This window comes from Hymenobacter arizonensis, from assembly GCF_900115775.1.
GTDB classification, from domain to species: Bacteria; Bacteroidota; Bacteroidia; order Cytophagales; family Hymenobacteraceae; genus Hymenobacter; species Hymenobacter arizonensis.
This window is the reverse complement of sequence record NZ_FOXS01000006.1, coordinates 176,219-191,232: the sequence shown is the minus strand read 5'-3', so window position 1 is coordinate 191,232 and position 15,014 is coordinate 176,219. Positions and strand designations below refer to the sequence as shown.

Annotated in this window: 11 protein-coding genes; all 11 read right to left on the bottom strand. The window is 59.3% G+C overall.

The genetic code is table 11. The features are described from left to right. Nucleotides 1-102: 102 nt before the first annotated feature. A complete protein-coding gene (locus tag BMZ66_RS19395; RefSeq protein WP_092677414.1) occupies nucleotides 103-762 on the bottom strand; it encodes a CoA transferase subunit B in 660 nt (219 codons plus the stop codon). An 80-nt stretch (nucleotides 763-842) separates the two neighbouring features. Continuing rightward, a complete protein-coding gene (locus tag BMZ66_RS19390) occupies nucleotides 843-2,177 on the bottom strand; it encodes a serine hydrolase domain-containing protein (protein WP_092677412.1) in 1,335 nt (444 codons plus the stop codon). A gap of 51 nt (nucleotides 2,178-2,228) precedes the next feature. After that, the gene (locus tag BMZ66_RS19385; protein ID WP_092677411.1) at nucleotides 2,229-2,924 is read right to left on the bottom strand and encodes a CoA transferase subunit A; all 696 of its coding nucleotides are present in this window, start codon (nucleotides 2,922-2,924) and stop codon (nucleotides 2,229-2,231) included. After that, entirely contained in the window at nucleotides 2,921-4,165 is a 1,245-nt protein-coding gene (locus BMZ66_RS19380; RefSeq protein WP_092677409.1) for a carboxypeptidase-like regulatory domain-containing protein, read from the bottom strand. Before BMZ66_RS19380 ends, BMZ66_RS19385 begins: the two co-directional genes overlap by 4 nt. Nucleotides 4,166-4,349: 184 nt before the next feature. Continuing rightward, on the bottom strand, nucleotides 4,350-5,576 hold the full coding sequence (locus BMZ66_RS19375) for a carboxypeptidase-like regulatory domain-containing protein (protein WP_177204818.1): 1,227 nt from the start codon (nucleotides 5,574-5,576) through the stop codon (nucleotides 4,350-4,352). Nucleotides 5,577-5,654: 78 nt separating this feature from the next. Continuing rightward, nucleotides 5,655-6,647: a bifunctional riboflavin kinase/FAD synthetase gene (locus tag BMZ66_RS19370; protein WP_439645767.1), complete on the bottom strand. Its 993-nt coding sequence runs from the start codon at nucleotides 6,645-6,647 to the stop codon at nucleotides 5,655-5,657. Between the two features lie 83 nt (nucleotides 6,648-6,730). Continuing rightward, nucleotides 6,731-7,576: a tRNA pseudouridine(55) synthase TruB gene (gene truB / locus BMZ66_RS19365; protein ID WP_092677403.1), complete on the bottom strand. Its 846-nt coding sequence runs from the start codon at nucleotides 7,574-7,576 to the stop codon at nucleotides 6,731-6,733. Continuing rightward, on the bottom strand, nucleotides 7,573-8,382 hold the full coding sequence (locus tag BMZ66_RS19360) for an undecaprenyl-diphosphate phosphatase (RefSeq protein WP_092677401.1): 810 nt from the start codon (nucleotides 8,380-8,382) through the stop codon (nucleotides 7,573-7,575). Before BMZ66_RS19360 ends, truB begins: the two co-directional genes overlap by 4 nt. Nucleotides 8,383-8,470: 88 nt before the next feature. Beyond that, nucleotides 8,471-8,797 (bottom strand): DUF3098 domain-containing protein, encoded by a 327-nt coding sequence (locus BMZ66_RS19355; protein WP_092677399.1) that lies wholly within the window; start codon nucleotides 8,795-8,797, stop codon nucleotides 8,471-8,473. Nucleotides 8,798-8,913: 116 nt separating this feature from the next. Then, nucleotides 8,914-9,813, bottom strand: coding sequence for a cell division protein FtsX (locus tag BMZ66_RS19350; RefSeq protein ID WP_177204817.1), 900 nt, complete (start codon nucleotides 9,811-9,813; stop codon nucleotides 8,914-8,916). A 162-nt stretch (nucleotides 9,814-9,975) separates the two neighbouring features. Continuing rightward, nucleotides 9,976-14,577 (bottom strand): translocation/assembly module TamB domain-containing protein, encoded by a 4,602-nt coding sequence (locus BMZ66_RS19345; RefSeq protein WP_092677398.1) that lies wholly within the window; start codon nucleotides 14,575-14,577, stop codon nucleotides 9,976-9,978. Nucleotides 14,578-15,014: the final 437 nt, after the last annotated feature.

Here is a 15,014-nt window from a genome sequence, read left to right as displayed (position 1 = left end):
GTAAGCTAGTGCCCTCTGCTGTTGATTCACGGTTTTTGCATGAAGGCCGCCCCACAACGCCTCTGCTTCGACTTGGCTAGTTCAAATCTCACCAGTTGTTTGCTATACGCCCTGCATCTCGGGCACCTCGCCTTCGGGCACCACCAACTTGCCAGCCGTAGCAGCTATAATCTGCTCCACGCTCACGCCCGGGGCGCGTTCGCGCAGCACAAAGCCGTCGGGCGTCACGTCGAGCACAGCCAGCTCGGTTACAATTTTTTTCACGCAGTGCAAGCCCGTAATGGGCAAGGTGCAGTCGGGCAGAAGCTTGCTGGAGCCGTCTTTGGCTACGTGCTGCATGGCCACGATGATGTTTTTGGCCGATGCCACCAAGTCCATGGCGCCGCCCATGCCTTTCACCATCTTGCCGGGAATTTTCCAGTTGGCAATGTCGCCGCGCTCCGAAACCTCCATAGCGCCGAGAATGGTCAGGTCCACGTGCTCGCCGCGAATCATGCCGAACGAGTCGGCCGAGGAGAAGATGCTGGAGCCGGGCAGGGTGGTCACGGTCTGCTTACCAGCGTTGATGAGGTCCGGGTCTACTTCTTCTTCGGTGGGGAAGGGGCCCATGCCCAGCAAGCCGTTTTCGGACTGCAACTCCACGTTGATGCCAGCCGGTATGTAGTTGGCCACCAGCGTGGGAATGCCAATGCCGAGGTTAACATAGGAGCCGTCTTTTACTTCCTGGGCGATGCGCCGGGCGATGCCGTGTTTGTCTAGCATAAGGTTGTCTGAACCACGGATTCATCCGGATTAATCGGATTTCGCGGATTTTGTGGGTGGGTTATGGGAGAGGTGGAATGTTATTTGGCTGCCGGCAGTGCGGAACTGGCTTCGGCTGCTGACTGCGGCACAAACGACTGATAAACTGCTGTTTTGAACTTGTCGGCCAAGTCGCGGGCCGTGCCGCTGGGATACTTCTGGGTATAAATCAGGGCCACCAGCTTTTGCTTGGGGTCGACCCAGTAGGTGGTGCCAAAAATGCCGCCCCATTCGTAGGAGCCTTCGGAGAGGCCCGGCTGCCTGGCGGCCGCGCTCTGGGCCGTAGTGATGCTGAAACCGAGGCCAAACTTGTTGTTGCCCTGGCTTACCTCGCCCATTTGGTTCTGGGTAATGAGGGCCACGGTGGCGGGCTTGAGCAGGCGCCGCCCGTTGTGCGTGCCGTTGTTCAGCATCATTTGCAGGAAGGTCGCGTAGTCGTCGATGGTCGACGACAAACCCGCCCCGCCCGAGAAATAAGTGCCCTGCGCCTTGGGATAATCCGGAATCATGCCGTCGCGCGGGGCCATCGGCACGGTGTTTTTGGCGGCGTCTTCGGTATAGAGCTTGGCCAGCCGTGCCTGCTTGTCGGCGGGCAAGTAGAACCAGGTATCCTTCATGCCCAATGGCTCAAAAAGGCGCGTGCGCAGGTACTGGTCGAGCGGCTGTCCCGATAGCACCTCAATCAGGCGGCCCAGCACGTCCACGCTCAGCCCGTAGGTGAACCGCTCGCCCGGCTGGTGCATGAGCGGAAGTGGCCCCAGCGCATCCATGGACTTGGCCAACGAGCCCCCTGGCGTGCCAATGCCGCTGGGAATACCCGCTTTGGCATAAATGGCTTTCGCTTCCCTGCTGCCAATTACGGGGTAGCTGATGCCCGAGGTGTGGGTAAACAGCTGCCGAATGGTGATTTCCCCCTTGGCTGGCACGGTGGTGTAGGTCGAGTCTTTCTCATTGAAAGTAGCCAGCACCTTGGGGTCAGCGAAAGCCGGCAGGTACTTCGAGACGGGGTCATCGAGCTGAAACTTGCCTTCTTCGTACAGCAGCATGAGGCCCACGCTGGTCACTGCTTTCGTTTGTGAAGCGATGCGCATAATGGCATCGGGGCGGAGCGGAGTTTTGGCCGCTAGGTCATCCACGCCAAACGCTTTGCGGTACAGCACTTTTCCGTCGCGCATCACCAGCGCAATGGTGCCGGGCACGCGGCCATCGGCCGTGTAGTCCTTCAACAGCTGGTCGAGGCGCTGCGCGTCTACGGGCTTCGCCGCTACCCGTGCGGTTGTTGCGCGCCGAGCTTTAGGTGCTGCTGGAGCTGCTACCTGAGCAACTGCACTATAGCCACTCAGCAGCAGCAAAAAGGCAATGGAATTTCTTTTCATAGCAATAAGGAATTCTTCAGAACGCGGCCTAAATTATGCTTTCCGCAGCTGCTAGCTGCGCACCGTGCGCTGCTCAATCCGCTTTTCGTAGCGCTCGCCCTGGTAGATGCGCTGCACAAAAATGCCGGGCGTATGAATCTGGTTGGGGTCGAGCTCGCCGGCGGGCACCAGTTCTTCCACTTCAGCTACCGTGATTTTGCCAGCCGTAGCCATCATGGGGTTGAAGTTGCGGGCCGTGCCCTTGTAAATCAGATTACCGGCCGTGTCGCCCTTCCAGGCTTTCACGAAGGCAAAATCGGCGATGAGGCCAGTTTCCAGCAAGTACATCTTGCCGTTGAACTCGCGGCTTTCCTTGCCTTCGCCCACTTCGGTGCCGTAGCCGGCCGGCGTAAAGAAGGCCGGAATGCCGGCGCCACCGGCCCGGCAGCGCTCAGCCAGGGTGCCTTGCGGAATCAACTCCACCTCCAACTCGCCGCTCAGCAGCTGGCGCTCAAATTCGGCGTTCTCGCCTACGTAGCTGGAAATCATCTTCTTCACCTGCTTGGTTTGCAGCAACAAGCCAATGCCGAAGTCGTCGACGCCCGCGTTGTTGCTAATGCAAGTGAGGTTTTTTACGCCCAGGCGGAGCAACTCCTGAATCGAGTTTTCGGGGATGCCGCAGAGGCCAAAGCCGCCGAGCATCAGGGTCATGCCATCGGCGATGCCCTGCAGAGCTTCCTGGGCGTTGGGAACGGTTTTGTCTATCATTGGGTGGGAGGTTGGGGGCTGGGCCCCGTAGTCGGCGGTTGGTAATTAAGGGGTAAAAATTCACCCATTTTTTCGAACCCCCAGTATTCGTCAGTAAATACGGCCAGCGGGTTCACGAGGTGGCCATTGGGTTGAATCTCCATTTCGCGAGTCATCAGCACAAGCAACGACACTTGGCGACCAGTGGGCGGAGCCACAGCCGGTTCGGTAAGCGAATTGCTTTGCACCCGGTACAGCGGGTCCGGAGACTCGCGCAAGTAACTCACCTGCAAGTTGTCGGTGAAGCGCAGAAATACCTGGGCCCCGTCGGCGGAAACCCGTCGGAGGCTATCGATGGGTCGTGGGGCAGTGTAAAGCATCGAAAAAGCATTGGGCTCTTTTGTCCAGCGCGCCAAAGAGTCATTCTCAGCCGCCGTAAGTATGTTGCGCCGGCTCCGAACCAGTTCCCGCCGCAAGCTGTCGGCCCGTGGGTAGCGCCGGTTGGGCACAATGCGCAGCTTCTGAACCAAAAAGCCCTCGGATGTTACTTGGTTGTCGTGCACACTTTTCAGGAAATGAGTAAGTGAGCCGCGATAGGCTTTTGCACGGTTGGCCTCCCAAACTCTTTGCTGCCTTGCGCTGCGCGCCTTCATTTCCTCAAATGCCGGCTCACCATAAAACGTAACAACGCTCTTCTTAAAATTGCAGGAGAACCGCAGTCCAAAGTACTTGATGCGGTAACCCAAGGCCTGATTATCAACCAACACAAACTTGTAGGCAGAAGCCGTGAGCTCACGCTCGGCAGGGTCAAAATCTACCAACACATCATCGGGGTTGCGGATGCGGCACTGACGCGAAAACGAAGTTCTACCCAGAAACAGCTCCACAAACTTTTGGTAATCGGATGCGCGATTGGGGTTGGGCCGCACCACCACCTCCGCCAGCCGGTTGGCCGATGGCGCTAGTTGCAGGGTGAGCTGCTGGGGTGCCGCTCCTACCACCACGGCCTGCTTTGCAAGCCGGTAGCCTACGTAAGAGCCCACCACGTCGTAGGTGCCCGCGGGCACGCTGGGAAACACAAACTGCCCTTGCTCGGTGGTAGTTGCCCCTAGGGTAGTATTGGCCAGGAACACACTGGCAAAGGCCAGCGGCTGCCGCGTCACCGAGTCCAGCACTACGCCGCTCAGCCGCCCCTGCGCGAGGGCCGCATGGCCGACAATCAACACCAAGCCCAACAGAAAGCAAAATCGCAAGAGGCGCATGAACGAGAGCCGCGGTTTATGAACCGGCAATCCAAAAGTAAGGACTGCTGTTGCGCGAGCCGGCGATAAAGCTAACGGCTGTCTGGTTAAACAGGCGAAGCCCTTCAATTCAGCTACAGGTAATGTAGCGTTGAATGGCACTCCACCGGCTCAGTCAAACAGCCGTCAGCGCGGGAATCAAAATTTATCTGCTGCTCGCTTTTGCGGGCGGGGCCGAAGAAGCAGGCGCCGCCCCTGCCGCGGTAGTGGGCGCGTAGTCGACGGGCAAGAACTCGCCGATGCGCTCAAAACCCCAGTACTCGCCATTGTAAGCATCCAGCGGGTTCATCAGGGAGCCGTTGGCCTGAATCTCGGCCTGGCGGCCGCGCAGCTTCAGGCGCGATACCTGGCGCTGGACCGGAAAGGTCTTGCCGGGAACGCTGCCCAGCGGCGACATCCGTTTTTTGTAGCGCGGGTCGGGCGCCTCGCCGAAGTAAGCCACCTGCAGTTCGCCGTTGAAGCGCAGGTACGTGCGGCGCCCGTCGGCCGAAACCCTGCGCACGCTGTCGATGGGTAGCGGGGCCGGATTCAGCGTTGCCGATACCGGCGCCATGGCGTCCCATCGGGACAACGAATCTTCTTCGGCCGCAGTGAACGGGCCATCGGGCTTTTTCTCCACTAAGATGCGGCGCAGTTCCTGCGCTCGCTCGTATTGCGGGTGGTATACCACCTTCACCTGCTGGGCCATGAAGCCTTCGGCCTGCATGCGGTTGGTGTACACGCTGCGCAAAAAGTGCATGAACGAGCCCCGGTACGCCGTGGCGCGGTTGGCGGCCCACTGGCGCCGCTGCTTGTCATCGCGCGGCTTTATTTCCTCGAACACGGGCTGGCCATAGTAGGAAATGGACCCGGATTCTTCGTCGTAATTAAAATCCAGGCCGTAGTACTTCAGGCGGTAGCCCAGCGCCTCGTTGTCAATCTGTACAAACTCTTTGGCCCGCACGGTGAGCTCCTTGGTTGAGTCGTCGTAGAGCACGCGCACTTGGTCGGGGTTGCTGATGCGGCACTGCTCCGAGAACGTGGTGCCGCCCAGGAATAGCTTGGAGAATTTCTCGTATTCTTCCGGCTTGTTGGGCGCGGGCTTGACCACCACTTCTCCCAACTGGTTGCCGGTGGGGGCCAGCCGCAACGTTACTTGCTGGGGAGTAGGGCCCACCGTCACGGATTGCTTGCTTAGCCGGTAGCCCACGTACGAGCCCACGATGTCGTATGTGCCCGCCGGCACGCGGGCAAACTCAAATTTGCCCTGCTCAGTAGTGGTCGCGCCCAGGGTGGTGTTGGCCAGAAACACACTGGCGAATGCCAGCGGCTCATTGGTGACCGAATCCAGCGCCACGCCGGTTATTTTTCCTTGCGCCTGAGCCGAACCCATGGCAAAGAGCCAGCAACCACACACTAAAAATAATTTTAAGTAACTCATCAATAGAAGGCTATGGTAAAGAAATGCAGCTTATAAAGCCAACGCCGCCCGCGTGTTCTGAGCATCCAACGATAATTGTGCCGTTAACGCATGCAGGCCGTCGTATTTTTCTTCGGCCCGCAGCCAAGCCACAAATTCCAAGGTGAGTTCCTGGTCGTATAAATCGCCGCTAAAATTCAGCAGGTTCACCTCAATGGTCTGTTCCAGGTCCTGGCCGATGGTGGGCCGCACCCCGATGCTGAGCATGCCCGGGTGCCGGGTGCCCGCCGCCGTGGTGGCCCACACGGCGTAGATGCCGCGGGCCGGCACCAGCTTCAGCGGCTCGGTCGTGACCATGTTGGCCGTGGGGTAGCCAATGGTGCGGCCCAGCTTCTGGCCGTGCACCACCAGCCCGGTAACGGGGTAGAGGTAGCCAAGGTAGCGGTTGGCCGTGGCGATGTCGCCCTGCCGCAGGGCCTGGCGAATGCGGGTGCTGCTCACGCCCACGGCGTCCACGTCCTCGCGCGGGATTTCTTCCACGGTCAGGCCGTAGCGGTCGGCGTGCTGGCTGAGGTAGTCGAAGCCGCCTTCCCGGTTTTTACCAAAGCGGTGGTCGTAGCCAATCACCAACTGCTTGGCGCCCACGGTTTTCAGCAGCAGGTTCTGGATGTACTCTTCCGACGTCCACTGCGCAAACTCCTTGGTGAAGGGCACAATCAGCAGGTAATCAACGCCCAGCTCGGCTAGTTTGGTTATCCGCTCATCCAGCGTATTGAGCAGCTGCAACTCCAGCAGCTCGGGGTGGGAAGGGGGCGGCCCGAGCACCAGCCGCGGGTGGGGCCAGTAAGTGATGACCACGGCGGGGCCGCCACTGACCTGGGCTACCTCGCGCAGCCGCGCCAGAATGCGCTGGTGCCCCACGTGGACGCCATCAAACGTGCCGCTTGTGACAACGGCATTGCCGAGAAAAGGAAACTGGGCCGGGTCGCGGATGACGTGCATTGGGGCGCCGGAGAAGCGAATGAGGGGAATTGAAAGTGCCACGAAGGTAACGGGCCCTTACCTGAACTGCACGCCGAAGCCACTCGGCCTCCGGCCGGAGGTTGGCTGCTGGCGTTACCCTGAGACTACTCGGGCGAGGACTCGGGCGCCGCCGGGGCCGTTTCGGTTGCTTGGTGCTCTTTGGCTGCCAGGGCATCGGCCTGTAAGGCGGCATAGTATTGCAGGCCGGCCCGGTTGGGAGCCGTGCGGGGGCGCTCGATGCGCGGGCGGCCTTCGCCTTCGGGCCGCGGCGGGCGCAGGGCCTGAATGGCTTCGAGCGAAAAAGCATCCTCGACGCGGTACTCGCCGATGCGGGTGCGCACCAGCCGCGTGAGGTGAGCGCCGCAGCCCAGGGCCACGCCCAGGTCGCGCGCCAGACTGCGGATGTACGTGCCCTTGGAGCACACCACCCGGAAGTCTATCTCGGGCAGGGCAATGCGCGTCAGCTCGAAAATTTTGATTTCAACCGTTTTGGACTTGATTTCAGCTTCCTGGCCGTTGCGGGCAATTTCGTAGGCCCGCTTGCCGTCAATCTTTACGGCCGAAAACAGCGGAGGCGTTTGCTGAATGGTGCCCACGAAAGGCAGCGTGGCCGCCAAAATCTCCTCATCGGTGAGGTGAGCGTAGGGCCGGGCCATGTCCACGGCCGTTTCCAGGTCGAAGCTGGGCGTGGTTTCGCCGAGGCGGAAGGTGCCGGTGTATTCTTTTTCCTGGGCCTGAATTAGGTCGATTTCTTTGGTTTTCCGGCCCGTGCAAAGGATGAGCAGGCCGGTAGCCAGTGGGTCGAGGGTGCCCGCGTGGCCGATTTTCTTGATACGCAGGGCGTTTTTAACCTTCCGTACCACATCAAACGATGTCCATGTCAGGGGCTTGTCGAGCAAGAGGACTTCGCCCGTCTCAAAATCAAACTCAGCTAATGTTTTCGCACTCATACCAACTGTAGATTAACACCCAAGCCCAACATTATCAGCAACACGCCGCCTACAATAATACGATAGACACCAAAAGCCCGGAAACCGTACTTCGTGACAAAGCCTACAAATACCCGGATGGCCAGCAACGCCACTATAAACGCCACCACATTGCCGAACAGCAACAGCTTGATTTCGGGCATCGATAGGCCGGCTTCGCTTTCTGTATAAAAGTCGTACAGGTCTTTGGCCGCCGCCGCCGTCATGGTCGGCATGGCCAAAAAGAAGGCAAACTCAGCGGCGGCCCGGCGCGTGAGCTTCTGGGTGAGCCCCCCGATGATGGTGGCCGCCGAGCGGCTGACCCCCGGCACTACCGCCAGGCACTGAAACACGCCAATAATAAAGGCCTGGCGCCAGCCCGGGTTTGTGACGGGGTGGCCGCCCTCGCCCGGGTCTTCCTGCGGAAACCAGCGGTCGATAAACACCAGCACGATGCCACCGAGCAGCAGCGTGGCGGCAACCACCGTCACGGATTCGAGCAGGGCGTCGATGTGCTTTTTGAGCAGCAGCCCCACCACCACTACCGGCAGAAAAGCCACCAGTAGCTTGAGGTAAAAGTCTATGCTCTGAAAAAAACGCCGCCAATACACCGCAAAAACCGATAGAATGGCTCCGAGCTGAATGACGACCAAATAAAGCTTAGTGAAGGGGGTAGCAGGAATACCCAGCAGGGCAGACGCAATAATCATGTGCCCGGTGCTGGACACGGGCAAGAATTCAGTAACGCCCTCCACAATAGCGAGGAGCAGCGCGTGCCAATAAGTCATTTTTAACAGAAAAGGAAGGAGTTGATTAGTGGTAGAGAAGGGAGCGGGTAGTGCAAGAACGCAAGCTCAAGACACTAGCCAGCAACCACTAATATGGGCGTTTGTAGGCAGGGGCAGTGGTGGGAGCGGCCGCAGTGGGAGCACCAGCAACTACCGTGGCGTTGGCAGTATCGGCAGGGGTTTCAATGGTCTGAGCCAGGCTTTTATCGCGCACCATGATGGCGGCAAACTCAACCAGAAAACCGGCAATGAGCAGCAGCGGCCCCAGCGTGATGCCTACAAAATCCTCGCCGTAGTTTTCCCGGTCGCCAAACATCATGGTGATGAAACCGGCGGCCAGTACCGCCAGGCCTATCCACATCAGGCGGTAGTTGCGCGGGCCAAAAGCAAAACGAGGAGCAGGGGAAGGTGTCATTAATAGGTAGCAATTATCATTTAACAATGGTCTACTATCACTAATAATCAATATTTAACGGCCTGCCCCAGAGGGCCTGCCCAACTGTTAAATGTTAATTGGTAAATGATAACTGACTAATACAGGTCGTCGAGCGACATTTTTAGGTATTTGTGTACGGCGCGGGCAGAGCTGAAAAAGCCGATGATAACCCCCAGAGCGACCACGCCCAGCAGGAGCACAGCCAAGGCAACGTCATCGCGCAGGAGCCGCAACGGCTCGACTTCGAGGTAGGCGTATTGCAGCAGCGCCACTAGCAACAACGAGGCCAGCACGCCGCTGGCCAGGCCCTGCCACGTAGCCCGTCGCAAGAAAGGCTGCTGAATAAAGAGCGGGGTTGCGCCCACTAGTTGCATGGACCGGATTAGAAAGCGCTGCGAAAACAGAGCCAACTTAATGGTATTGTTGATGAGAATGACCACCACCAGTACCAGCACGGCCGCGAAGCCCAGCAGCACCAAGCTCAACCGGGTCAGGTTGTTGTTGATGCTGGCAAACAGGTCTTGCGGGTACTGCACCTCGAACACGCCGCGCTGGGCCGACACGCTCCGGTTGAGCTGGCGCAGGTGCAGGGTGTCGGTATATTCGGGCTTGATTTTGAGCACGTAGGCGTCGCGCAACGGGTTGTCGCCCAGGAACTGGCGGAAGTCCTCGCCGGTGCTTTGCAGCAGCTGGCGGGCGCCTTCTTCCTTGCTCACAAACCGGATTTGGGGCTTGCCGTCGCGCTCGGCCACGAAGGGCAACTGGCCCAGGTCCTGCTGCAAGCGCAGCAATTCCGTCTCGGGCAGCTCGCGGTCGAGGTACACTTGCACCTCCAGGTTTTCGCGCACCACTTCCGACAGCTTTTGCGCGTGCACCAGCAGCAAGCCAAACAACCCAATCACCACCAGCGCCAGCGTGATGCTGAACACCACCAGCAAGGTAGGATAGGAGCCAAGCTTTTTCTTGCGGGTGGAAGAGGAGATGGGAACGGCCATATTTTGGCAAAGGTAGCGGGAACGGAAGTAGGGTAAGAGGGTACGGGGGTAGGAGGGTAGGAGTTTTTTGAAGAGCCAGGAAACAATATCCCATAATCAGGTCCGACTGTCCTTCCGGATTGCTTAACCGTCCTTCTACTTTCGTCCTTCCGATTTCCTACCCTACAAATTCGTGCGCGGGTCCTCGTCTACATTCAATACCTCGCGGCCTTCGCGGGCTTTTTGGGTATTCCGCTCCCTCCGTCGGGGGTTTCTGCGGCTAAATAGCTCGCCAAACGTGTTGAACTGCTCGGTGTGCAGCAGCGAGAGGCCGGCGCGGGGCTGGTTGATGGTTTCCAGGTCGCGTGGCGTGGTTTCGTAGCGCAGCTTGGTGCGAAACTTGCCGTCGGGCCGGAGGTAGTATTCCAGGCTCAGGTCGCCGAGCAGCGAGGCCTGGCCGGCAGTGTTGCCAGCGTTGGGCAAACCAGTGCCTGCGTTCACCAGGTTGGCGTTGCTGGTGAAGCCGCCCTCGCGCGTTACCCGCAGGCGACCGTTGAGGAAGGAGTAGCTCAGGCGCACTTGCAGGGCCTGCAGCTGCTCGGCGGTGAGGCCGTTGATGTTGAAGTCAATTTCCAGGTTCTGGTCGATTTGCGAGGTGAGCAAGCCCAACTGCGTGCTCAAAATCTGGCCCAGGCTGTTTTGCACCGTGTTGTCTTGGCCCCGAATAGAAATGGTGTTGCCAAAGGAGCCCTGTGGCGAGAGCTGTTTAAATACGAGCAAGCTGAATACTTGCCGGTTAAGCTCCTGCTCGTCGTTGCGGAGCGAGGCCGTGAAGAAGGCTAGGTCGCCCTGCAGCGTGCCCGGCGCATCGTTGAACTCCAGGTTGAGCTTGATGGCCGGCAGCAGCAGCGGGCCGCTCAGGTTCATCACGGCCGTAACGGGCACTACCGCGGCGCTGCCGTTGCTGGCGTTGCCCAGCACCGGTGCCAGCGAGGTGCGCTGGGTATAGGTAGCCGTCACGTTCATTTCGCCGGCCAGCGGGTCGCCGTTCCAGGAGATAATGCCGCCCGGCCGTACGACAAACTCTTTGTTAATCAGGCCTTGCAACGTGAAGTTGTAGGCGCCGCGCACAATTTCTACCTGCCCGAACATGTTGAAGTCGCCCCGCGTGTCGATGGCCATGCGCAACTGCCCTGCCGCCGAGCCACGGATGACGTCACCGGTGCTTTCATCCAGCAGAATCTCCAGGTAGGCGTCGGGGGTGATGGTCAGGTTCATGTCGAGCTTCAGGCCCGAAAGGTCGACTTTCTGCTGGGCCGTTACCTGCTCGGCTTTTTTCACTATCACGGTATCGCCGACCGTGTTGTTATTCACAAACGTGATGTAGCCGGCTTTCTGGGCCCGGGCGGCATTGTCGAGGGGCAGCGAAATACGGGTGCCCGACTCGCTGGTGGCCCGCACGTTGATGTCCAAGTCGTCCGTCGGGCCGGTTACCCGAGCCGTGCCGGTAGCGTAGGCCGTGCCGAAATACAAGTCGTTGTCTTTGCGGGTGGTATTGAGTACCTGCATTTTGCGAAAATTGGCCGCAATGTCCAGGCTCATTTCTTTGAAACCGCGGTGGCTCACAATGCCATCTACTACGCCGGTATTGCCCAGCACGTCGCGCAGCCGCACTTTCCGGAATTCAATGGACCGGTTGGTGAATGTGATGCGGTCGGTGAAGGTGTAGGTAGTGCCCAGGTAGCCGAACGTGAGGCGCCCGTTGCTCACGTCGACGTGCCCCAGCAGATTAGGCGAGTCAAACCGGCCCGTCAGGCGGAGCTCGCCCCGGCCGGTGCCGCCCAGGTTCCGGAACAGCGTGCCCAGAAAAGGCTGGGCCAGCACCACGGGCGCATCGTTGAGCGTGCCCGTGAGGTTGAACTGGTTGGTGGCGTCGCTGGGCGCAATGTCACCGAGCACCGTGAGCACCGATTGGCCCGAGCGGGCCACGTCCAAGTTCATGCGCAGCTTGCTGGCGGTATTGTCCCAATCGGCCCGGCCCGCCACCTGCCCAATGAGGGTGCCGTCGTACATCAACGAGTCCACGCCCAGCGTGCTGTTGATGGTGAGCGGCCCGTACACGCCGGTCATGGTGCCTTGCGCATTCACGCGGCCCCGCAGGTTCTGGCCGGTCAGGGTATTCAGCGTGGCCAACTCGAAGTCCTTCATCAATAGCTGCAGCGCGGGCTTGCTGGCATCGGGCGAGATGAAGCCTTGCGCGCCTACAAACTGCACCCCGTTGCTAAACGTGAGGTTCGAAATGTCGAATTCCCGTCCGTAATCCGAAATGCGCACCGAGTTATTTTCCGCTATGGTCCATTCCTTATCCAGCAAGTGCACGCCCGACTGCCGGAACACAACCTCCACCGCCCGTGGCAAAAAGCCCAGCGAGCCGTTGATGGTCGCCCGGTTGGTGGTGCCGGTTTGGGCCAGCGAGGTCGAGAAATTGATGCGCTCCTGGTCCCACACGCCCTCCACAATAAACTTTTCGGTGCGCCCCAGCGTGGGCAGCACCTGCTGGTCGCTCGTGATGCTGGCCTGGGCCAGCACCTCGGGCTTGTAGGGCAGCTTCGATGTCAGGAAGTCGAAATCGTTGTTTATCGCCTGCACCGGGCCGTAGCGCAGGCTGTCGAGGTGGCCGCCAAGCTGGAAAATCGACGTTTCGCCGCTGCGGAACGAGCCGTCGATGCGGCTGCCGTTGGCCACCTGCAGCTCGGGCACAAACAGCTTCAACACCGGGTTGGGCCGCTTCAGGTTGAGCAGATAATCAATCTGATACACGGGCAACTCGCGTTGTCTTTTGCGGCTGTAATACTCGGCCGTGGCCACGTCATTACTCTCAAAATTGAGGCGGTATTCCGTGAGCAGGGTCTGCACGTCGCGCACCACGTCGGAGGTGTTGAAGGTGCCGGCCACGCGCGCGTCCACCGCCTCGGAGCGCACGGTCACTTGGCGCTCGTTGCGGCCGTTGCGGGTGCTGATTACGTCCAGGGTGTCGAGGCTGAGCGCGCGGCCATCCAGGCTGAAAGTCGACTTGCGCAGGTAGGCATGGCCAATGAGCGAATCGAGCTGCACGCCGCGAAACTTCACGTCGGCCGTGGTGGCCACCGTCAGGTTCTGGTCGGTGAGGCCCAGGGTGCGCAGGTTGGCCCTGTCAATTTTAGCCTTAATGTCCACGTCCTGGTGGGCGCGGTCGAGGTCAACCCGACCATTGGCCACCATCCGCACGGCGGGGTCGTTGATGCTCAACTGACCGCTGAATGCTTGTTTCTGATAGTCGCCGTCGAAGGTGATGTTGCGGTAGCGATAGCCGTTCAGCCAAATGCTGGCCACCGTGGCTTTGGCCCGGCCCCGCGCCGCCGGAGGCAGAAAGCCCACGCCGTTCACTTGCCCGTTCAGGGTTACGTCCCGAATCACGCTTTCGTCCCCCAGGAATTTGCCCAGCTGAAACGCATTGGAGCGCACCGTGCCTTTGTAGGCTGCGCGAGTAAGGTCAGTTTGGGTTTTGAGGTTTACATCCGTTGCCACAAAGCCCAGGTCGGTATCAAACGAGGCATTGGCCACAAAGTCGCTGTAGAAACCCAGTATCTGGCCCTGCAGCTTCACAGTGCCCAGGCGTTGCACAATCTTGTTAGCCGAAGCCGGCAGCCAGCGCTTCAGGTCACTGGTTCGCACCACGGAGGGCAGCAGGCGCAGGTCGATGAAGCTTTCGCGGTAGTTGGGCAGGTTGTCGGCGTGGGCGCGCTTGGCTACTATGTGCGTGCCCTTGCCGTAGCGCACGTCCAGGTTGTTCACTTTGAAGTCGCGCACGTAGCCCGAAGCCTCGCCCGAAATGGTGATGGCGTCGTGCATAGTGGCCAGCTGCGGCGCAAACTTGGCGATGTCGTCCGTGTACACCCGCGAGTTGCGCAGGCGGGCAATGGTCTTCATCGAGTCGTTGTAGTCGGCAAAGTTGCCGAACACGCGGTACTCAAACCGCACGTAGTCTTTGATTTGGCTGCGGCCCACGCGCAGACTCAGGTTGTCGAACTCCCAGAAATGCGGCCCGTACGTCATATCGGCCGTGATTTCGCGCAGCTGCGTTTTGGAAGGTGTTTCTACCGCGTGCAGGTTGCTGATGCGCAGGCGCAGCGTATCGCCCAATTGGATGTTTGAAACGTCGGCGTAGATGCTATCCACCAGCATGTGGTCGTAGTCTATGCTCTGGCCGTAGGTTTTTGCCCGCGGCACGTCCTCCTTCATAATGGAAAAATGGCCATTGCGCAGGGCCACATCGGCAATCTTAAAGTCGAACGGGGCCGACCTTGTGGTGTCGCTCGGGCCCACCAGCCGCTGCACCGCCGCCATAAACTGGTTGAACGTGGTGGAGTCGGGCTGCCCCGCCAGGTTTTTTAGCACGAAGCGTGGCTCGTTCAGCGTGAGCTTGGCGATGTGCAGGTGCCGCAGGTCAAATACCGAAAACAGGGATATGTCGGCGTCGGCGCGGCCAATGCTGAACAGCTCGCCGCCGGCCCGGTCCTGCACCAGCACGCCTTCTAGCAGTAGGCTCGAAAAGGGCCGCACATCTACCCGCCCTATAGTCACACGTTGGCCCAGCTTCTCGGTGAGCACGTCGGCAGCCTTGTGCGCCAGTCGCGTTTGCACGCTAGGCACCCGCAGCGCCACCATTGTTACCACTATAGCCAATGCCACTACCAGCCCAATGCCCAGCAGTATTTTTAGCAAAATGGTGAAGAAACGACGCACCGGGTAGGATGGAAATAAGCGGGAAACGCGAGGTAATCTGCAAAGTTGCGGTTTTTTAGCCGTTTGCGACAACTACAGAGCCCCTCAACCAACTATCAAGCCAAGGGAACGGCCGGGCTTGGAGTTGGGTTCAACGCTTTCGGCCTTGCCTCAGCTTACTTGATAGAAAGCACAAGTGTAGCCTCGCATGGCACCGTTACCTTTGCCGTAAGCCTTCTCAGTGTGTAGCCAGGCGCGAACACTTGACGAACTTCGACTAACCGGGAGCCCACGCACCTGCAAACGGCCAGCGTTATTTAATGACCTCAGACCTAACGGCCCAGGTTTAAATTTTATAATTCAAAATTAACAATGGCGCTGTTTAGGGAAACACCAGCTGGTGCTACCAAGGCCCACTAGTTAAGTTGACCTAACTGTAAGTACTACACAGCCTCAAT